General features: G+C 70.4%; 15 protein-coding genes and 1 pseudogene. 9 read left to right on the forward strand and 7 right to left on the reverse strand.

Annotation, left to right across the window (positions count from 1 at the left end; all coding sequences use genetic code 11):
- Nucleotides 1-31: 31 nt before the first annotated feature.
- Together ACZ6S4_RS32385 and ACZ6S4_RS32390 are read right to left on the reverse strand one after the other, a co-directional pair.
- Complete coding sequence (locus ACZ6S4_RS32385) at nt 32-502, reverse strand: hypothetical protein (RefSeq protein ID WP_465478553.1); 471 nt, start codon at nt 500-502, stop codon at nt 32-34.
- Between the two features lie 36 nt (nt 503-538).
- Nucleotides 539-1,477 (reverse strand): PrsW family intramembrane metalloprotease, encoded by a 939-nt coding sequence (locus ACZ6S4_RS32390; RefSeq protein WP_465478554.1) that lies wholly within the window; start codon nt 1,475-1,477, stop codon nt 539-541.
- Nucleotides 1,478-1,822: 345 nt separating this feature from the next.
- Here ACZ6S4_RS32390 and ACZ6S4_RS32395 point away from each other — a divergent pair, with 345 nt between their 5' ends.
- The 4 genes from ACZ6S4_RS32395 (at nt 1,823) to ACZ6S4_RS32410 (ending at nt 7,057) form a co-directional block, all read left to right on the forward strand.
- Complete coding sequence (locus ACZ6S4_RS32395; RefSeq protein ID WP_465478555.1) at nt 1,823-3,088, forward strand: PP2C family protein-serine/threonine phosphatase; 1,266 nt, start codon at nt 1,823-1,825, stop codon at nt 3,086-3,088.
- Nucleotides 3,085-3,444 (forward strand): STAS domain-containing protein, encoded by a 360-nt coding sequence (locus tag ACZ6S4_RS32400; protein ID WP_465478556.1) that lies wholly within the window; start codon nt 3,085-3,087, stop codon nt 3,442-3,444. The genes ACZ6S4_RS32395 and ACZ6S4_RS32400 overlap by 4 nt, the downstream gene beginning before the upstream one ends.
- Before the next feature lie 7 nt (nt 3,445-3,451).
- The gene (locus ACZ6S4_RS32405; protein WP_465478557.1) at nt 3,452-6,358 is read left to right on the forward strand and encodes a glycoside hydrolase family 2 TIM barrel-domain containing protein; all 2,907 of its coding nucleotides are present in this window, start codon (nt 3,452-3,454) and stop codon (nt 6,356-6,358) included.
- A gap of 105 nt (nt 6,359-6,463) precedes the next feature.
- Nucleotides 6,464-7,057, forward strand: coding sequence for a hypothetical protein (locus ACZ6S4_RS32410; protein WP_465478558.1), 594 nt, complete (start codon nt 6,464-6,466; stop codon nt 7,055-7,057).
- 46 nt (nt 7,058-7,103) lie between these two features.
- Here ACZ6S4_RS32410 and ACZ6S4_RS32415 read toward each other — a convergent pair whose 3' ends face one another.
- From ACZ6S4_RS32415 to ACZ6S4_RS32430, 4 genes and pseudogenes are all read right to left on the reverse strand, one after another.
- Nucleotides 7,104-8,081 carry a hypothetical protein gene (locus ACZ6S4_RS32415; protein WP_465478559.1) on the reverse strand — a complete coding sequence of 326 codons (978 nt, stop codon included), beginning with the start codon at nt 8,079-8,081 and terminating at the stop codon, nt 7,104-7,106.
- Between the two features lie 224 nt (nt 8,082-8,305).
- A pseudogene (locus tag ACZ6S4_RS32420) lies at nt 8,306-9,421 on the reverse strand (OmpL47-type beta-barrel domain-containing protein); the annotation flags it as partial.
- Between the two features lie 161 nt (nt 9,422-9,582).
- Nucleotides 9,583-13,494, reverse strand: coding sequence for a ThuA domain-containing protein (locus ACZ6S4_RS32425; RefSeq protein ID WP_465478560.1), 3,912 nt, complete (start codon nt 13,492-13,494; stop codon nt 9,583-9,585).
- An 18-nt stretch (nt 13,495-13,512) separates the two neighbouring features.
- Nucleotides 13,513-14,511, reverse strand: a complete 999-nt coding sequence (locus ACZ6S4_RS32430; protein WP_465478561.1) for a multicopper oxidase domain-containing protein — start codon at nt 14,509-14,511, stop codon at nt 13,513-13,515.
- Nucleotides 14,512-14,906: 395 nt separating this feature from the next.
- Here ACZ6S4_RS32430 and ACZ6S4_RS32435 point away from each other — a divergent pair, with 395 nt between their 5' ends.
- Together ACZ6S4_RS32435 and ACZ6S4_RS32440 are read left to right on the forward strand one after the other, a co-directional pair.
- Nucleotides 14,907-15,038, forward strand: coding sequence for a hypothetical protein (locus ACZ6S4_RS32435; protein ID WP_465478562.1), 132 nt, complete (start codon nt 14,907-14,909; stop codon nt 15,036-15,038).
- A 12-nt stretch (nt 15,039-15,050) separates the two neighbouring features.
- Nucleotides 15,051-15,299: a hypothetical protein gene (locus ACZ6S4_RS32440; protein ID WP_465478563.1), complete on the forward strand. Its 249-nt coding sequence runs from the start codon at nt 15,051-15,053 to the stop codon at nt 15,297-15,299.
- A gap of 262 nt (nt 15,300-15,561) precedes the next feature.
- Here the strand turns inward: ACZ6S4_RS32440 and ACZ6S4_RS32445 are convergent, their stop codons facing one another.
- Nucleotides 15,562-15,759, reverse strand: coding sequence for a hypothetical protein (locus ACZ6S4_RS32445; protein ID WP_465478564.1), 198 nt, complete (start codon nt 15,757-15,759; stop codon nt 15,562-15,564).
- A gap of 104 nt (nt 15,760-15,863) precedes the next feature.
- Between ACZ6S4_RS32445 and ACZ6S4_RS32450 the strand changes: the two genes are divergently transcribed.
- From ACZ6S4_RS32450 to katG, 3 genes are read left to right on the forward strand one after another with little or no spacing between them, the layout of a single operon-like run.
- Nucleotides 15,864-17,048, forward strand: a complete 1,185-nt coding sequence (locus ACZ6S4_RS32450) for a hypothetical protein (RefSeq protein WP_465478565.1) — start codon at nt 15,864-15,866, stop codon at nt 17,046-17,048.
- Nucleotides 17,049-17,093: 45 nt separating this feature from the next.
- Nucleotides 17,094-17,549: a Fur family transcriptional regulator gene (locus tag ACZ6S4_RS32455; protein WP_465478566.1), complete on the forward strand. Its 456-nt coding sequence runs from the start codon at nt 17,094-17,096 to the stop codon at nt 17,547-17,549.
- Complete coding sequence (gene katG / locus ACZ6S4_RS32460) at nt 17,546-19,822, forward strand: catalase/peroxidase HPI (RefSeq protein ID WP_465478567.1); 2,277 nt, start codon at nt 17,546-17,548, stop codon at nt 19,820-19,822. Before ACZ6S4_RS32455 ends, katG begins: the two co-directional genes overlap by 4 nt.
- Nucleotides 19,823-19,919: the final 97 nt, after the last annotated feature.

The raw sequence follows: 19,919 nt of genomic DNA on the forward strand, positions 1-19,919 counted from the left end.
GACGTATTCACGGGATTTTCCGCGCTGGTGGTCAGTCGCCGGTGCGGTCGCGCCGGATCGCGACCGCCGCGCCGATGATCGTGGCCAGGGTCCAGCCCAGCAGCTTCTGGACGTCGCCCGAGGCCGCGTCCAGGTAGGCGGAGAACGGCAGTGGTTCCTGGAGCTTGCCCTCCATGGCCTCGACGAGATGATCCACGCCCCGAAGCCGACGAACAGCATGGTCGCGAGGCGGACGATGGCCGCCGCGGCGGCGCCGGGCACCGCCATGATCGGGCGACCGCGAGCCGCTGGCGCATGCCGAGTGAACAGTCGCCGCAGCGTTGCTCCGCGGCGTCGTCGAGGCTGACCGGGCCAGCAGCGGGTCGATCCGGGCCCGGTCGGCCCCGGTGAGCAGGGCCTGCGTCATCAGGTGGGCCCGGCCGCTCTGCCCGGGACGGCTGATGCCCTGCTCCAGGACGGCCCCGACCTGCCGGGCCGGATCGCGCAGCTCCTGGTAGCGCACCTTGTTGATCAGCGCGCACCAACATGGCAGGCCCGGTCACCGATAGGCCGGGATCCTCCACAGCACGGCCCGTGCTTCCCGGTCGGCGTGCCGCCGGACGGCGAGCAGCCAGCCGATACCGACGAGCGACACGACGAACAGACCACCCCAGGACAGCGCGGTGAAGAGATGGGTCTGGCCGGCGGTCGGCTGCGGCTGATAGCCGCGCTCCAGCAGGGAGGACTGGTACGGCGTACCGGTCAGCACCAGCGTCAGCAGCAGCGCGATGCTGTGCATGCTGTCCCAGAGCGCGTGCAGGGCAGAAACCCCGAGGTACGCCAGCAGCAGCCGCCAGGTCAGCGCGAAATGTTCCCGGCCGCTCGCGGAGAACAACACGCCGCCGAGGATGGCCGTCCACAGGCCGTGGCCGACGGGAGCGAGCAGCCCGCGCAGCAGCTCGGTCTGGACCAGCTGCATCAGCGACAGGCCCTGCTCGGTGAACAGGGCGGTGAAGGCGTAGCCGGCCGATTCGAAGGCGGCGAAGCCGAACCCGACGGAAGCGCCCAGGATGAGCCCGTCGGCGGCGTACTTGTGTTGCAGTCTGCGGGTGAGGACGGCCAGGACGGTGAGCTTCGCGGCCTCCTCGATCAGGCCCACGCCGAGGAACAGGCCCGGTGAGGGGTGCAGCAGATAGGACTCCAGCAGGGAGGCCGCCAGCACCCCGAGCACCCCGCCGGTGACGAACGTGGTGAACAGCAGCTCGGCGGTGACCTCACCGCTGTGCCGGCGGCCGAAGGCCCAGACCACGAAGGACACCGGTACGAGGAAGCTGCCGAGCAGGACCAGGGTCGGGATGAGATTGGGGTTGCCCGTCACGAAGGTGACCACGACCGTGAGGATCCACAGCACCAGGCCGGTGAGGAACACCCGCAACCAGGTCCGGCGGCGCCTCGGGGCCGGGCGGACGGCACGCTCGGCCGCACTGACGTCGTACATGGTCATCTCCTCGCGTTGAGCTCGGCCCGCCGCATACCCACCTGGGCCCCGCTTCAACGCCGGCGACGGGCCGGGATGTCGTGCCGGAAAGGGTGGTGTGAGCGGTAATGTCCGGGTAGTCGGCGTTTCCCGTCACCGCGCTTCGCCACCACGCCTACCTCACCGTCGCCGCCGGCAGACGCATGACCTCGGCCGGCCCGGGTACGCCGGTCGCGACGGCGCCGGCCTGGCGGGTGGCTCCTCCGGCGCGAGTGGTGGCGGCTCGAGCATGCCCGGTCATCCGGACGCGGCCCGCTGACCCAGCCCGACCGGCAAGGTCCTGGGTGCGGACTTAGGCTGGTGCGCATGGGTGAGCCGGAGCAGTCGCAGTGGTTCGAGGCGCTGCGGCAGGTGCTGGACCGTTCTCACCTGTGGACCCCTGAGGACGTACCGTCGTCGGTTGATGCCGTGGTCGCGCCGCTCGGCCTGCGGGCCCGGGTCTGGTTGGTCGATCACGAGCAGGCCGCCCTGCGGGCGCTGGTCGGGCCGGGTGCGGAAGCGCCCGATCCGGTGTCCGTCGACGGTTCGCTGCCGGGCCGGGCTTTCGCGCACGTCGAGTCGACGCCGGCCCTCGGTGGCCGGGACGGTGTCCGCCGGTGGTGGGTGCCGATGGTCGACGGCACCGACCGGCTCGGCGTGATCGAGTTCGTGGTGACGGAAAACGGGGACACCGGGGACCGGGAGCTGGTCCGGCACTGCGAGTTGCTCGCGGGTCTCGTCGGGCATCTGATCGCTTCCGTCACGACACGCGGTGACCATGTCGACCGCGTCCGCCGGACCCGGCCGATGTCGACGGCGTCGGAGCTGCTCGGGCGCCTCCTGCCGCCGCTGACCTCCAGCACCGATCGGGTGGTGGTGACCGCCATCCTGCAGCCGTGTTACGAGGTCGGTGGCGACGGGTTCGACTACGCCCTCGCTGACACCACGGCACAGCTGGTGATCCTGGACGCGGTCGGCCGTGGCCTGCGGGCCGGCCTGGCCTGCGCGGTCGCGCTCGCCGCGATCCGGACCACGCGCAACGCCGGTGGCCGGCTGGACGAGCAGGCGCGGGCCGCCGACGCCGCGCTGGAGGAGCAGTTCCCGGACACCCGCTTCGCCACGGCGGTGCTGGCCGAGCTGGACCTGCACACCGGAAGGTTGCGCTTCGTCAACGCCGGGCACCCGCCACCGCTGCTGCTACGCGCGGGCAAGCTCGTCCGCGAGCTGAAGGCACCGGGACGCATGCCGCTCGGCATCGCCGACCCGTCGGCCGAGGTGACCGAGGTGGCCGAGCAGATCCTCGAACCGGACGACCGGCTGCTGCTCTACACCGACGGCGTCACCGAGGCCCGGACCGCGGCCGGCGACCGCTTCGGTGTCGGCCGCCTGGTCGATCTGGCCGAGCAGCACGAGCGCGCCGGCCTGCCGGCGCCCGAGACCCTGCGCCGGCTGGCGCACGCCGTGGTCGACCATCAATGCGGTCCCCCGGCCGACGACGCCACCCTGATGCTGGTGCAGTGGTCCACCCCGGCGGCCCTGAACACCGTGCCGAAAGCCGGCCAAGCGACACGAGAGGACGACGCCCGCTCATGACAGAGCAGATTCTCACGGTCACCGCGACCAGCGAGGGCCCGGTCACGGTGTTGTCCGCGGCCGGCGAGATCGACCATGACAGCCGGCAGGCCCTCGAGGACGCGGCCGAGGCGGCATTCCAGGACGGCTGCCGGTGGCTCGTCCTCGACCTGAACGCGGTGGCCTTCTGCGATTCCGGTGGCTTGAGTCTGTTCGTCGACCTGCACAGGAAGTCGCTTGCGCGCGGCGGGCAGCTGCGTCTGGCCGGCGTGCAGCCGCCGGTCACCGCGGTGCTGCTGGCCACGAACCTCGATCGTCTCCTGCCGGTGCACACCACGGCCGCCGAGGCCGTTGCCGCTGCCACGCCCGCCGGCTGAGCGGCCGATGACCGATCGGTATCACGAGGACCTGCGACCCGGGGAAGGGCTGTGCCCGCCCCGGGCCGACGTCGGCTCGGACGCCGCGGCGCTGTCTCTGGACGGCGCTTGGCGGTTCCGCCTCGCCCCCACGGTCGACGCTGTCACCGGCGGCTTCGCCGATCCCGGTTTCGACGACCAGAGCTGGGACACCCTCGCCGTTCCGGCGCATTGGCAACTGCACGGGTACGGCGCACCGGCGTACACCAATGTCCGTTATCCGTTCCCGGTCGATCCGCCGCACGTGCCCGACGAGAACCCCACCGGCGAGTATCGCCGGGTCTTCGACCTGCCAGCCGGCTGGCCGGCCGGTCCTGCGGTGATCCGTTTCGAGGGCGTCGACTCCTGCTACAAGGTGTGGTTGAACGGCGCGGAGCTGGGCCACGCGAAGGGCAGCCGGCTGCCCGCGGAGTTCGCCGCCGGCGGCCTGCTGCGGCCAAGCCGCAACGTGCTGGCGGTACGGGTGCACCAGTGGTCCTCCGGCAGCTACCTCGAGGACCAGGACATGTGGTGGCTGTCCGGCATCTTCCGCACGGTCCGGCTGCTGGCCCGGCCCGAGGGCGGACTGGGCGACGTGTTCGTGCACGCCACTTACGACCACGTCACCGGGCGGGGCACAGTCTCGGTCGACACCGACGTCCCGGCCCGGCTGACGATCGCCGAGCTCGGCCTGGTGGACGTGGACGCGGCCGGCCCGCACGTCATCGACCGGGTGGAACCGTGGTCGGCCGAGACACCCCGGCTCTACACCGCGCGGCTGCGGACCGGCACGGAAGGTGCCGACGTCCGGATCGGTTTCCGTACGGTGGCGCTGGCCGACGGCCGGTGGACGGTCAACGGGACTCCCGTGTCGCTGCGCGGCGTCAACCGGCACGAGTGGGACCCCGACGCCGGGCGGGCCGTACCGGTGGCGATGATGCGCCAGGACCTCCTGATGATGAAGCAGCACAACCTCAACGCCGTACGCACCAGCCACTATCCGCCGGCGCCGGAGTTCCTGGATCTCTGCGACGAACTGGGTCTGTGGGTCGTCGACGAGTGCGACCTGGAGACCCACGGGTTCACCGTGACCGGCTGGCGCGGCAATCCCAGCGACGACCCCCGCTGGGCACCGGCCTATGTGGACCGCGCACAGCGGATGGTCGAACGCGACAAGAACCATCCCAGCGTCATCGCCTGGTCCCTGGGCAACGAGGCGGGCACGGGCCGCAACCTGGCCGCCATGGCCCACTGGATCCGCGACCGCGACCCCTCCCGCACGATCCACTACGAGGGTGACCGGGACAGCGGCTACACCGACTGCTACAGCCGCATGTACGCCTCCCCGGACGAGGTCGCCACGATCGGCCGCGGCGAGGAGCCACCGACCCGCGATCCGGCCGCCGACGCGCACCGCCGGTCGCTGCCGTTCATCCTCTGCGAGTACGCGCACGCCATGGGCAACGGTCCGGGCGGGCTGGCGGAGTATCAGCGGCTCTTCGACACCTACCCCCGATGCCAGGGTGGCTTCGTCTGGGAGTGGATCGACCACGGCATCCGGCAACCGGTGCCGGGCGGCGAGGGCGACTACTTCGCGTACGGCGGTGACTTCGGCGAACCGCTGCACGACGGCAACTTCGTGGCGGACGGCCTGGTGTTCCCGGACCGCACCCCGTCGCCGGGCCTGCTGGAGCTCAAGAAGGTCAGTGAACCGGTCAGACTGACCGTCGATCCGGGCCTGGCTGAGGTTCAGGTCAACAACAAGTACGACTTCAGGGACACCTCACACCTGGCCTTTGACTGGACTGTGCAGGAGCAGGGCGCCACCCTGGCCGAGGGCAGCCTCACCGTGCCGGCCGCCCCGGCCGGCACTCAGGTCACCGGACGCCTGCCGGAGCTGCCCGCCGCGGGAGCGGACACCTGGCTGACGGTCCGGGCCCGGCTGGCCCACGACCAGCCGTGGGCTCCGGCGGGCCACGAGATCGCCTGGACCCAGGTGCGACTCCCGGCCCGCGCGCAGCCCACCCGGAGAAAGACCAGGCATCCGGTACGCGGCCTGGTAAGTGTCGGCGCCGCCCGGTTCGACCCGCGCACCGGCCTGCTGCTGAGCCTGGACGACCTACCGGTGACCGGCCCCCGGCTGGACCTGTGGCGCGCGCCGACGGACAACGACGCCCCACCCCGCGACGTCCGCGACGCGGTGGCGAGCGAATGGCGCCGGATCGGCCTGGACCGCCTGCAGCACCGCGTCATCGACCTCGGTGTGGATGGCGACGCCTTCGTGGTCCGCACCCGGGTCGCCCCGGCCGCCACGGACCTGGGCGTCCTCGCCACCTACCGTTGGACGGCCGCGGACGACGGCGTGACGCTGTCGGTCAGCACCGAGCCGGTCGGAGCCTGGAGCGGCGTACTGCCCCGGCTGGGTCTGCACCTGGCCGGCCCGGCGGACCTGGACGTGGTGGAGTGGCTCGGCGACGGTCCGGGCGAGGCGTACGCCGACAGCGGGCAGGCGGTGCGCTTCGGCCGGTACCGCCTGCGGGTGGACGAGATGCAGACGCCGTACGTCCATCCCCAGGAGAACGGCAACCGCACCGGCGTGCGCTGGGCCCGCATCACCGCACCGGACGGCAACGGTCTGGAGATGAGCGGCCGCCCGACGTTCGAACTGGCGGTGCGACGCTGGACGAGCGCGGACCTGGCCGCGGCCCGGCACCCGTACGAGCTGAAGCCGTCCGATCGGGTGCACCTCAATGTTGACCTCGGCCAGAACGGGCTCGGGTCCGCCTCATGCGGGCCGGGTGTACTGCCGCAGTATCAGTTGGCGGCCGACCGGGCCTACACGTTCGAGGTGGAATTCCGCCGGCTCGGCCCGACCCCGCCGGCCTCGGGACAGTAACGCCGTCGACCGGGCGACCAGAATCCTCATCGGCGAGGGTGGGATGCCGATAGGACGCCGGTGAGATCCCGTCTGACCCCGTGGCTGGTGGGCGGTGGGACCGGTGTGCTGCTCGTGGCCGGCTTCATCATCGCCCGCCCGGAGAGCCCGCCCGCCTCGCCTGCACCGCTCCTGTCCGCGAGCGCCCATGGACCCGAGGTCTCCGTCTTGACGGCGGCGGAGGGCTGTTCGACCGAGGACCTGGACGACGCCGAAGCTCGGTCAGAACTGGTGGCCGGGTCGGCACGCGAACCGATGACCGTTCAGAAGAGCGGTTATGACGGTGCTGTGGTCTACACGATCCGCTCGATGCGGCGCACCGGCCTCAAGGAGCCGGTTCTCTACGCGGGCGACAAGACCTGGCTGGTGGTCGACGTCGAAGCCCGCGTGGTGGGGCATTGCCCGGTCACGCCCGGTCCGGAGGACTTCCGAGTGGTGGCCGAGGACGGCACCGCCTATCCAGCGATCGGGATGGACGTGGCCGGGCAGCTCGCATCCTCGTACTCCCTGACCGACGGGGAGACGATCGAGGGCAACGTTTTCATCGCCGCACCCGAGTGCGCCTTTGTCGGCGGCGTCCTGACGGTCAGCGACGAGCATCTGGACCCGTACGGTTACTGGCCGCTCGGTGAGCGACCGGGCCAATGCGCTCCCGAGTGAACGGAGGCCGGCCCGGGGATCGTGTGATCCCCGGGCCGCCTGCCGATCAGAGTCCGGCGTCTCCCGCCGCGTCCGCTTCCTGGACCGCCGACGACGTCCGCGCCGCAGCACGCTCCTCGCCCTTCGCCTCGCGCTCCGGCAAGCTCCGCTTGGCCGACACCCGAGCCGCCGCCGACCCCTGCTCCCCCGCGACGCCGCCGCGGATGCGGTTGTTCGCCGCCACCTTGGCCGCCGGCGTGTTGGAGGTTGTCGTCAGCTTGCCGTCGATGATGTTGTCCTCAACATTCACCCCGCCCGTGGTGTTGGTGATGCTCACGTCACGCCCCCAATAGCCACCTGAGGCGCATCCGTCCAAAGTGCCGTTCGGGCCCAGCTGGACGCCGCCGAGGTTGCCGGCGAAGGTGGCCCGGCCGCGGACCGCGCTGCCGCAGATCACGCTTCCGGTTGAGCTGTTGAGCACCGACAGCGTCCCGTCGACGAACGAGTCGTGCACGTCGGTGTAGTAGCTGCCCGTCGTGCTCACGTTGCCGGTCACGTCGGTGTTGCGGTCGAGGCGGATCTCGCCCGCGCTCGCGGTCACCGTGCCGTCGATGGCCGCGTTCTCCGCGAACAGGAAGCTGTCGTTCGTCGCGGATCCCTTGGGCCGTACCGTGATCGAGCCTGTTCCGGTGTCCTTGAGGAACACGCCGTAGCCGCCGGACGCCAGCTCGATGCCGCCGCCGATGGCGGTCGTACCGGCGTCCAGGTAGCCGTCCGCGGCGACCTGGATCTCGCCGCTGATGCGGCCGGCGGTCACGACGAGGTTGGCGCCCGCGGCCACGCTGACGTTGCCGGTGATGGTCGTGCCGGTCAGCGCGCACGACTTACCGGCCGGCACCAGCAGGTCGTTCGGCACGGTCACCGCGCCGCCGGTGCCGACGCAGTGGGTGACCAGGTCGGCGCTGGCGCTGGTGGGGGCGATCGTCAGCGCCGCGGCGGTGACGACGGCACTGACGATGGCCAGCTTCGCGGCGGTACGTCTCATCGCTGTACTCCCTTGACGACGTCGGAGCGGGCCGCTGCCCGCACGATGGTTCCCTGCTGGCGGGCGGTGAGCCGGCCCGCGGCGACCAGCGGTGCCGTGACCGCCTCGACGTGCCGGACGAAGGCGGCGTGGGTCGGGTAGCCGGCGTGTTCGGCGATCAGGTCGTTGATCGTGCAGCCGTTGCCGGTGTCGGCGTTGGCGATGCCGGTGTCCTGATCCCCGATGATCACCGTGGGGCGGGTGTCCGGGACCGGGCAGTCGCCGGTCGCGGGCGGCACGACCGTGAAGGTCACCGACTTCTCCGCCGCGGCGTTCCCGGCCACGTCGGTGGCCCGGTAGCGCAGGGTGTGCGCGCCCGGCGCCCGGACGGTCACCGCTGACGTGTACGCCGTCCAGGCGCCCGAGTCGAGCGCGTACTCGATCGAGGCGACCCCCGATCCGGCATCCGAGGCCGTGACCGTCACGATCGCGCTGCCGTCCGCCTCGGTACGCACCGCGGCCGAAGTCACCGGCGGCGTGGTGTCGGGAACCGGTGCGGCGACCACGGTGAAGCTCACCATCTGCTCGGCCGAGGCGTTGCCGGCGACGTCCGTGGCCCGGAAGTGCACCATGTGCGACCCGACCGTGTCGACCACGACCGGCGCCGTGTACGCCGCAAAAGTGCCACCGTCCACGTTGTACTCAATGGTCTTCACCCCCGACTCCGCGTCGGTGGCCGTGATGGCGACCGTGGCCTTGCCGACGTACTGCCCGGCGGTGTTCCGGTCGCCGGTGACCTGAGAGGTGACCACCGGTGGGGTCGTGTCCTCCCCCGGCCCGGGCTCCACCACAGTGAAGGAGACCGAGCCGGCCGCCGAGGCGTTGCCCGCCTTGTCCGTGGCCCGGAACTGCACCGAGTGGTCACCGATGGCGGTCACCGTCACCGGAGCCGTGTACGGCGTCCAGCTCGTGTCGTCGACCTGGTACTCGACCGTGTCGACGCCCGACCCCGCGTCGGAGGCCGAGACCGTCACCGTCGCGCTGCCCAGGTAGTCACCGGCGGCGTTCCGCTCCCCCGAGACCTGCGCGGAGACAGTTGGCGCTGCGGTGTCCCCGCCTCCGCCGCCGTCGGTGACGGTCAGCTCGCCGACCATCGAGCTGTGCCCCGGGATCGAGCAGAAGTAGCGGTACTTGCCCGGGGTCAGGGTGACGGTCGCCTGATGCCGGCCGTTGTTCGTGTCGAACGGGCTGGCCAGGATGTTCAGGTTCACATCATGGTTGTAACCCTCGGTGGTGGTGTCGAAGGTGAGCGTGTGCGGCATGCCGGTGGTGTTGCCGGTGGCCGCGCTGTTCTCGAAGACGATCGTCGTCGCCCCGGGCGTGGCCGACGCGGGCGCCGACTTGTAGCGGGTGATGTCGTCGTCGGCCGTCCAGGTCAGGGTTCCCTCGGCGGCGGCCGGAGAGACCGCCACCGGGGACAGCACGAGCAGGAGGCCGAGCAGCGCCACCTTGAAGAAGCGGATCATAGAGGCCTCACCCGGATGTTCTGGAAGTCCATCAGGTCGGTGTCGCTGTGGTTCTGCAGCCCGATGAAGCCACTGGTGAACTGCCGCAGATCGGTCGGCGGGTCACCGGCGCGCGAGGACTGCTTGCCCGGCGTGTTGTCGAACTCGTTGATGACCACGCCGTTGCGCAGGATCGTGTAGTGCTGGCCCACGACGCGCACCTCGTAGGTGTTCCAGACGTTCTTCGCGGTGACCCGGGCGTCGGCGAGTGTCACCGGGTCGAAGTTGTAGATCGAGCCGGTCTTCTGTGGTTCACCGGTCTCACCGTCGTAGAGCTGGATCTCGTGCCCGCAGTAGATGGCCACCCACGCCTGCGACGTCCGGGCCGAGCCCGTGGTGCCGCAGCTGCCCGGCGGACGTTCATCCAGCGGGACGCGTGGGTCCGGGAACCGGGTGAAGACGCCGCTGTTGGCGCGGGCCGTACCCGGTGCCACGTCCCGGAACTGCAGCTTGAGGGAGAAGTCGCCGAACGGCTTGGTGTACCAGAGCATCCCGAGCCCGCCGCTGGCCCGCAGGGAGCCGTCCGGCTGGATCGTGAACTGCCCGGCGGGCGCCTGTTCCCAGCCGAGCAACGACTGGGCGGTGCCGTCGTACAGCGGTTCGTAGCCCTTGTGCCCGGGCCGGCCGACCGCCGATCCGGCGGCCGCACGGGTCAGGGCGCCGGCCTCACGGCTGGTGAGATCGAGCGTACGGGTGACCGCGGTGACATGCCGCACGAAGCTGTCGTGGTCGGCCCAGCCGCTCTCGTCATCGATGAGATCGTTGATGGTGCAGCCCTCACCGACCGTCCTGTTCGGAACTCCGGTGTCGGTCTGGTCCACCCACACCGTGGTGCGGGTGTCCGGCGTCGCACAGCCGACCGTCACGGCGACCTGCGTCGTCGCTGTCTCGCCGCCCGCATAGGTCACCGTCAGCTTGGCGGTGTACTTACCGACCTTGGCGTAGGTGTGGCGCGGGTTGGCCTCGGTCGAGGTGCCGCCGTCACCGAACTCCCAGCGGTACGACAGTCCGCCGGACCGGGACCCGGAGAACGCGACGGTCAGCGGCTTGTTCTGGACGGCGACCGAGGACGCGGTGGGTGCCGGGGTCGGCGCACCGCCCTGATAGGTGATCCTGATCAGCTTCTGGTTGGCATGAAGGCTGAAGAAGCCGCCGCCGTAGTCCAGCAGATACAGCGCGCCGTCCGGGCCGAACTTGGCGTCCATCCAGCTCTGCAGCCGGGCGTCGCCGTTGCCGCTCGGGATGATGGCCCGCAGCGACTCACCGAAGACCGGCGGTGCCTGTCGCGGGACCCCGGCCGGGTCGACGGTGACCGCGACGCGGTTCGCGGCGTTCGACTGGTCGCCGATGAACCACTTGTCGTCCCAGTACTGCGGCCAGGCCACGCCGCTGGCGGTGTCCACCAGGTCGCGGTGGTACGTCGGACCGGACATGATCGCCTGACCGCCGCCGCGCAGGTAAGGCTGGGTGTAGGTGGCGTCGGCCTTGACGTAGGTGGGGATGCCGCTGCCGTCGGCCCGGGGCGGGAAGACGGGTCCGCCGCCGTCGGGCGCGTACCAGATCATGTTGTCGCGGGCAGGCGGGATGTCGACCAGCCCGGTGTTGCGCGGCGACTCGTTCTTGAGGTTGTCGCAGTCGTACCAGCCGGTCAGGACGGTGGCGTCGGTGCTGCTGCGGTCCCGGTACGGCTGCTTGTTGCCCATGCAGTACGGCCAGCCCTGGTTGCCCGCCGAGGTGATGATCGTGGCCGTCTCGTACTTGGCCGGGCCCAGCGTCGGGCTCGGTGAGGCGGCGTCGGGGCCGACCCAGCCGGCGGTCAGCCACTGGCGTTCCGGGTCGATCGCGAGCCGGGCGATGTTACGCACGCCCATCACGTAGATCTCCGGGCGGGCCTTGTCGGTGCCGGGCGGGAAGAGGTTTCCGGCCGGGATCGTGTACGTGCCGTCGGCCTCCGGGTGAATCCGGATGATCTTGCCGGCCAGGTCGTTGGTGTTGCCCGAGGTCCGGCGGGCGTCCTGGAACGAGACGCCCTGGTACTCGGCGGTCCAGTTGTTGCCGGAGTAGCCGCTCGAGCCCTCCGACGAGTTGTTGTCGCCCGAACCGACGTACAGGTTGCCCTGCTTGTCGAAAGCCATGCCGCCGCCGGCATGGCAGCAGCTGTGGATCTGCACCGGGAATTGCAGCAGGTCCTTGCGGCTCGCCTGATCGATGGTCTGGGTCGCCTTGTCGTAGGTCAGCCGCGAGACGGTGCGCTGGCCGATCCGCTTCTCCCGGTCGATGGAGTCGTGCGGCATCCAGTAGACGTAGAGCCAGCCGTTGGTCGCGAACGCCGGGTCGGGCACGATGCCGAGCAGACCCTCCTCGTTCTTGACCAGCTCGGAGCCGCTGCCCCGGTTGCCCATGACCGGCAACGTGGTCAACAGCTTGACCTGCTTGGTCTTCGGGTCGTAGGAGTGGATGGTGCCGCACCCGAGGCCGACCTTGGGGTTGGCCCAGTCGACGATCGGCCCGCTCGGGCAGGCGGCCTTGCCGACGTAGAAGACGGTGCCGTCGTCGGCGATGGTCAGCCCGTGCGGCTCGCCGATCTGGTCGAGCTCGCCGGTTTTGTTGGCCGCGGTGAGCCGTTCGACCTTGTAGTTGGCGGCGATGGTGGCCTGGCAGTCACCGCGTTCGACGCCGGTGGTCCAGCGCAGCGCGCCGGCGAGGTGCGTGCGGAAAGCGGCTTCGCCGTAGCTGCCCTCGGTGTGGCCCATGCCGGTGTAGAAGGACCGGCCGCCGTCGTAGTCGCGGCACCACGAGACGGGGTGGAACGGCCCGTTCGCGCTCGGACCGGGGTCGTAGAAGCGTTCCTCGACCTGCGCGACCGTATGCACGGTGCCGACCGGGTTCGGATCCCAGTTGTACCAACGATCGGTGCGCTTGACCGTCGTCGGCAGGCTCTTCGTCGCCGGGTGCTGCCGGTCCAGGATGTCCACGACCGCCTCGTTGACACCCGGCGGCTGCGGTGCCGTCGTCGCGCCGGTGAACAACCGCAGCTCGGCGAGCTGAATCAGCGGTTCGCCGCCGTTGGCCGTGATGTTCAGGCGGTAGTGTTTGTATTCGACTGCGCCGGTGACGTCGAACCTGCGCATGACAAAGCGGTCCGGGAACGTCTGCCCAGCGCGCTTGTCCACATCAGACCAGGTTGTGCCGTCGGCGGAGCCCTGGAGGGTCCAGTCCTTCGGGTCCCGGCCGACGAAGTCGTTGGCGGAGGTGAGCGAGTATCCGGTGACCGCGGTGGGCTTGTTCAGCTCGTAGGCGACCCAGGCGGTTGGTGTTCGCACCAGCCACTTCGTGTTCGCGTCACCATCATTCAGCTTCTCCTTGCTTTCGTTGGGCGCGTTCTCCCCGCTCGCGGTCACCTTGGCGACCGGCTCGGGGACCGGGACGCTACCCGCCGGCCGGGTGCCGATCAGCCCGGTGAACCAGGCCGAGTCCAGCTGCGCGCTCGCCGCGTCGCCGATGCCGACGAAACCGTTGCCTGCCTTCACATAGCTCTGCAGCGCCGCTTCCTGCGGCCGGCTCAGCGTGGCTCCCGCGGCGGACAGGAACACCACCGCGCGGTAGCGGGCCAGCGTGGCGGGCGTGAACGTCGCCGGGTCGGTGGTCGCGGTGACGGCGATGCCGTCCGCCTGCCCAAGCTCCTTGATCGCCTGGGCCGCGCGGGCCACCGGGTCCTGCTGCTCGGCGACGGGCCCGTGGAAGACCAGCACCTCCAGGGCCGCGGCCGGCTCCGGTGCGGCGGCAGCCGCGGTCCCGGTCGCGGGCACCAGGCCCACCATGAGCACGGCGACAGCCAATGCCCGTCGCAGGAGTAGTCCTCGTCTCATCCCAAGCCCCCTTGCTCGTCAGCCGTGCTGCGCTGTGTGGACGTGACCCTGAAAGCGATGGATGGCCTCCTCGGCACCGGGCGGCATGCTCCCGTCGGCGTTACGGACCAGGAAGATCCCGGCCATCCCGCCGTCGGAGTGGAACTGCACGTGGCAGTGGTACATCCAGGCGCCGGGCCCGACGCCCTCGCCCGCGAGCACCTGGAAGCCGAAGGAACTGCCCGGGTTGAGGTCCTTGTTGTCGATGACCTGACTCGGATCAGCCGGACCTTCGAGCATGCCGGTGCGGTTGTCGGCCCAGCGATGTGCGTGCAGATGGAACGTGTGGAACGTGCCGCCGTGCCCGATGGCGAGCCACTCGACACGCTGCCCGAGATTCGCCTCGAACATCGGCGTGTCCGGCGCCATCCGGTTGTTGATCATCATGTCGTTGAAGACCACGGTGAACTGCTTCTCCGGCAGGATGTCGCCGCGGCGCCGGACGATCAGCGCGCCGTACAGTCCCTTGGCGACCCCGCCGGTGCCGTGATCCGTGCCCATCGCATGGTCGTGGTAGTGCCAGTAGCCGGCACTACCGGGCATGAACCGGCGCCCCTCAGCGGCGAACATCTCCCGCGACCGCCACACGTAGGTGCGGGTCTCCCCCGGCTTGTTGAAGGAATCGTTGAGCGGGCTGCCGTCGGAATCGGTGCTGTAGTCGACGCCGTGCGGATGGATGGACAGGCGCTGGTTGGTCGTGTTGACCAGGGTGATCTCGAGGGTGTCGCCCTCCCACATCTCCAGCACCGGGCCCGGCACGGTGGCTTTGCCCGGGGCGAGCCCGTAGCCGAAAAGCCCTCCCGGCAACGCCTCGGCGTAGATGGTCACCTTGCGCGTGGCACCGGCAGCAGCCCGCGCCGGCTCAGCGCGCAGCGCAGCCGCACCACCGGCAGCTGAGGTCAACCCCAGGGCGCCACCGACGACCAGCGAACGCCGCGAGACGTTCTTCCGAGGCCAGCTGACAACGTTGTCTTCCATGCGTCTCGCCCACCTGTTCGCAACCGGTCAAGGGGTGCAGAAGATCGAGGGGTGTCCACGGTGGGGCCGCGCTTTCCGCATCGACCGCCACGACTTTCGTCGGATGACAGCAATCTATGTTTGCCATCGACGAAAGTAAAGATTACAAACCAAAAAGTCCGAATCCTGCGCGGGCAGGCGTCACCCCGCCGAAATACCGCCGAAATCAGCGAAGGTGCGCGTCGCCGCAGCTAGCAGCCCATTTCCGCCGATGACCGATCGGGTCCCGAGGCCCCGCATCGTTGCGCCCGACAGATCTTGGCATCTCGTCCCTGGGCGACGCCGGCGGGTCGCACATTGACTGGCAGGCCGCCGACCGTCGGGCCTGAGCGCGCCGCGACGGAGAGGGCCGACGGATGGACACCAAGAAAACCTCGCAGGTCTCTCGGCGCAAGCCCAGACCGTTGGAGTGGACGGCCGGTGCGATCTTGGCCGTCGGCGTCGCCACGATCGTCGTGGTGTTCTTCGCCGTGCGGAACTGCCGGTGATCTGGCGAGGGCGTGCGGGAAGCGTTGCACCAAGCCCAGCCGTCCGGCGCGGCCGCCGCGCCCGACCCGATCAAGGAGCTCGCGGCGCGATACAACGAGATCCGGTGGACCATGCCCAGCGGCGCTGACCGCACGGCGCGGATGACCTCTCTGGTGCACGAGATGATCGCCCTGCTGAAGAACGCCCGGAGCTTCGACGTCGAGAGTCACCTGGGCAGCGCCGACCGCGGCCTGCGGCTCGCCGCGTTCGCCTACCTGTAAACCGACCCCGACCCGGCATGGGCCCGCGCCCTCGCCGAGACGGCCGTCTCCGAGGACAAGCCCTTCAACGAGTACTGGGCGCTGATGGCGCTGGCGAAGGTCTTACCAGGACACCGCGAAGCCCTGGACGACGCGACGAGGGAACCCCTGCAGCAGCGTCGGGGACAGCTGACTGCGCGAACGGACCGCGCCCAGCAGACCGATCGACTGCTCCGGGAGTGCCCGCCCCGGCGCACCTCCACCACCGGGTGACCAGCGAGGCTCAGGTGTTGCGGACCCGGTTGTCCAGCGGCGCGGGCTGGCTGGCCCACCACTCCTCCGGCACCTCGGCGTACAGCTCAGCAGCGAGCGCCCGCAGGTGCGCCTCGATCGGCTGTCCCTTGTGCGCGTCGGCGAGGCCGCTCAGGCGTACCTGCCATTGCGCGATCTTCTCCACGTTCACGCTGACCTGATAATCCATACGTTCACCTTAGGACGCGGCCGACGCACCGATGGCGGTTCCGTGCAGGGGCACCCGTCCGGGTGCCCCTCGCAGATGTCTGCGGACTGATAGCGTCGCCGGACATGAATCGGCGTGGATTTCTGACCGTCGCGGCCGGCGTGCCGCTTGCCGTCGCCGGCGTCACAGCCTCACCCGCATCCGCTGCAGCCACGCCGGCGGCCGCCCCCGCGGGAGCGGCCTCGCCCGCCCTCGGCACTGCCGCGGGGGCGACCTCGGGCGCCGCGCCGCTACGGGGGCGCGTCACCGGCCTGCTGGTCCGCGACCCGATGCTGGTCCGCGACGCGAGCGCGGCCCGGCTGCGCGGCTTCGTCCAGCCGCTCACCTGGGCCGAGGCCCAGCCCGAGCCCGGCGGCGACCTGAGCAGCCAGGCACTGACGAAGCTCCAGGCCGCGGCCGACCTTGCGCGGCAACACGGCTACTCCCGGCTCAAGCTGCGGCTGCTCGCCGGCTGGCAGTCGCCCGGCTGGGCGCTCGCGCTCGGCGGTGGTCCGATGCGGGAATGGGAGGACCCCGACGCCGTCGAACCTGACCTGTACGACGTGCCGGTGTGGTGGGCGGACGATTTCCTCGCCGCGTACAACGCCTTCCTGCCCAAGCTGGCCGCCGCGCTGGAGGACGAGCCGCTCTGGGGTGAGGTGACCGTCTCGGGGACGTGCACGGTCTTCGCCGAGCCGTGCGTCAAGCAGCTCGGGGTGGCGGCCAACCGGAAGCAGGCGCTCGACAGGGGGTACACCGCCACGGCCGACCGGGCGGCGCTGGAGACGGTGATCGCCGCCCACCACGACGCCTTCTCGCCCAAGGGCATCACGTCGTCCGTGGCGTACAACCCTTGGCAGTTCATCGCCGCCGGCGGCCGGATGGCGACCGACCCGGCCGTCACCGTGCAGCTCATGGACTACCAGCGCGCCACGATGGGCGCGTTCGGGGTCTGGGAGAACAACTCGTTGATCGCGCGCCGGACCGGTGGCGTGCTGGAGCAGACCCGCCCCGATTACCAGGGCATGTACGACCACATGATCGCCGGCGCCGGGGCGGGACACCCGATCCAGTTCCAGACCGCCACCCTTGCCAAGATCCAGGCGGCCGGTGGCACCGCCGAGGCCACCGCGTCCTGGGTCGCCGGGAACGGTGGCATCTCCGTCGAGCTGCCGCGCGGCTGGGAGCAGGACACCGACGCCATCGGCGTGACCCGCGCCGACCAGCTCAACCAGCAGATGGCGGTGAACGCCGCCGCCACGCTCGGCTGACCGCGCAAACTTGAACTATTCCAGAAAAGCCTCTACGTTGATCCGGTGACGCCCGACTTCGAGACCCAGCTGCGGGCGGTCTCGTTGCGGGTGACCAGGCCACGGCTGGCTGTGCTGACCGCACTGCGGGGCCATCCGCACGTCGACACCGACACGGTGATCGCGCTGGTCCGGGCCGAGCATCCCGCGATCTCCCACCAGACGGTGTACGACGTGCTGCGCGCGTTCACCGAGACCGGCCTGATCCGGCGCATCCAGCCGGCCGGCGCGACGGCTCGCTACGAGTCCCGGGTGGGAGACAACCACCACCACGTCGTGTGCCGCTCCTGCGGCGCCATCGCCGACGTCGAGTGCGCGGTCGGTCATGCCCCTTGTCTCACCGCCTCCGACGACCACGGCTTCGTGGTCGACGAGGCGGAGGTCGTCTATTGGGGCACCTGCCCCGACTGCGCGACCGAACGCCTTGCCCAAGGATCCGCCAGTTCGGAAGGAAACAGATGAGCGACACCCAGGACAACGCCCCGGCGAGCGCGCAGGGCGTGGACAAGATGGCGGCGGAAGGCTGCCCGGTCGCGCACGACTCGGTGACCGCGACCGGCAGTGAGAGCGAGAACCCGGCGATCGACTCGCCGACGCCGAAGACCGGCGGCCGGCCGCACACGATCCGCGACTGGTGGCCCAACCAGCTCGACCTGTCCGTGCTGCACGCCCACTCGTCCAAGGGCAACCCGCTCGGGGAGAACTTCAGCTACGCCCGGGAGTTCGCCAAGCTCGACGTCGACGCCCTCAAGCGCGACATCACCGAGGTGCTCACCACCTCGCAGGACTGGTGGCCGGCCGACTTCGGTCACTACGGCGGCCTGATGATCCGGATGAGCTGGCACGCCGCGGGCACGTACCGGATCCACGACGGCCGCGGCGGCGCCGGCGACGGCGGCCAGCGGTTCGCCCCGCTCAACAGCTGGCCCGACAACGCCAACCTCGACAAGGCCCGGCGCCTGCTGTGGCCGGTCAAGGCCAAGTACGGCCAGCAGATCTCCTGGGCCGACCTGCTCGTGCTGGCCGGCAACGTGGCCCTGGAGTCGATGGGCTTCAAGACCTTCGGTTTCGGCTTCGGCCGCCAGGACGTCTGGGAGCCCGAGGAGATCTTCTGGGGCCCGGAGGACACCTGGCTCGGTGACGAGCGCTACGTCTCCGACAACGAGATGGCCGAGAACGTCGGCGCGACCGAGATGGGACTCATCTACGTCAACCCCGAGGGCCCCCGCGGCAGCGCGGACTTCCGGGCGGCGGCGCACTTCATCCGGGAGACCTTCGGCCGGATGGCGATGAACGACGAGGAGACCGTCGCGCTGATCGCCGGCGGCCACACCTTCGGCAAGACCCACGGCGCCGGCCCGGCCGACAACCACGTCGGCCCGGAGCCGGAGGGCGCCGACCTGGAGACGCAGGGCCTGGGCTGGCTGAGCACGTACGGCAGCGGCAAGGGCGCCGACACGATCACCAGCGGCCTCGAGGTGACCTGGACCGACCGCCCCACGCAGTGGAGCAACCGCTTCTTCGAGATCCTCTTCGGCTACGAGTGGGAGCTCACCACCAGCCCCGGCGGCGCCAAGCAGTGGGTGGCCAAGGACGCCGAGGAGATCATCCCGGACGCGTACGACCCGGCCCGGAAGCACAAGCCGACGATGCTCACCACCGACTTGTCGCTGCGCTTCGACCCGGCGTACGAGAAGATCTCGCGCCGTTTCCTGGAGAACCCGGACGAGTTCGCGCTGGCCTTCGCCAAGGCCTGGTACAAGCTGCTGCACCGCGACATGGGCCCGGTCAGCCGCTTCCTGGGCCCGTGGGTCGCCGAGCCGCAGCTGTGGCAGGACCCGGTGCCGGCCGTCGACCACGAGCTCGTCGGTGACGCCGACATCGCCGCCCTCAAGGCGAAGGTGCTGGAGTCCGGCCTGACCACCGCTCAGCTGGTCTCCACGGCCTGGGCGTCGGCCGCGACCTTCCGCTCCACCGACAAGCGCGGTGGCGCCAACGGGGCCCGGATCCGCCTCGAGCCGCAGCGCAACTGGGAGGTCAACCAGCCGGAGCAGCTCGCGACGGTGCTGGGCACCCTCGAGGGCATCCAGCAGGAGTTCAACAACGCGGGCGGCGCGAAGATCTCGCTCGCCGACCTGATCGTGCTGGCCGGCTCGGCCGCGGTCGAGAAGGCGGCGCGCGACGCCGGCGTCGAGGTCACCGTGCCGTTCCACCCGGGCCGCACCGACGCGAGCCAGGACCAGACGGACGTCGACTCCTTCCGGGTCCTCGAGCCCCGCGCCGACGGCTTCCGCAACTACCTGCGCCCCGGCGAGAAGACCCAGCCCGAGGTTCTGCTCATCGACCGCGCCTACATGCTCGACCTGACGGCGCCGCAGATGACGGTGCTGATCGGCGGCCTGCGCTCCCTGGGCGCGAACGTCGGCGGGTCGCAGCACGGCGTCCTCACCGACCGGCCCGGCGTGCTGACCAACGACTTCTTCGCCAACCTGCTCTCCCCCGGCACCCGGTGGAAGACGTCGCAGTCGGACGAGAACGTGTACGAGATCCGTGACGTGACCACCGATGAGGTCAAGTGGACCGCGACCGCGGTCGACCTGGTCTTCGGCTCGAACTCGCAGCTGCGGGCGCTCGCCGAGGTCTACGCCAGCCAGGACGCCCGCGAGAAGTTCGTGACGGACTTCGTCGCGGCCTGGACGAAGGTCATGGAGCTGGACCGCTTCGACCTCGCCTGATCCTCCTACGACCCGAGAAGCCCGGCCGATCCGCTGCGATCGGCCGGGCTTCTCGCGTTCCCAGCGGGTTCATGTCAGAACAACATCAAGCTATGCT

The sequence above is a fragment of the Actinoplanes sp. NPDC051405 genome (genome assembly GCF_055586185.1).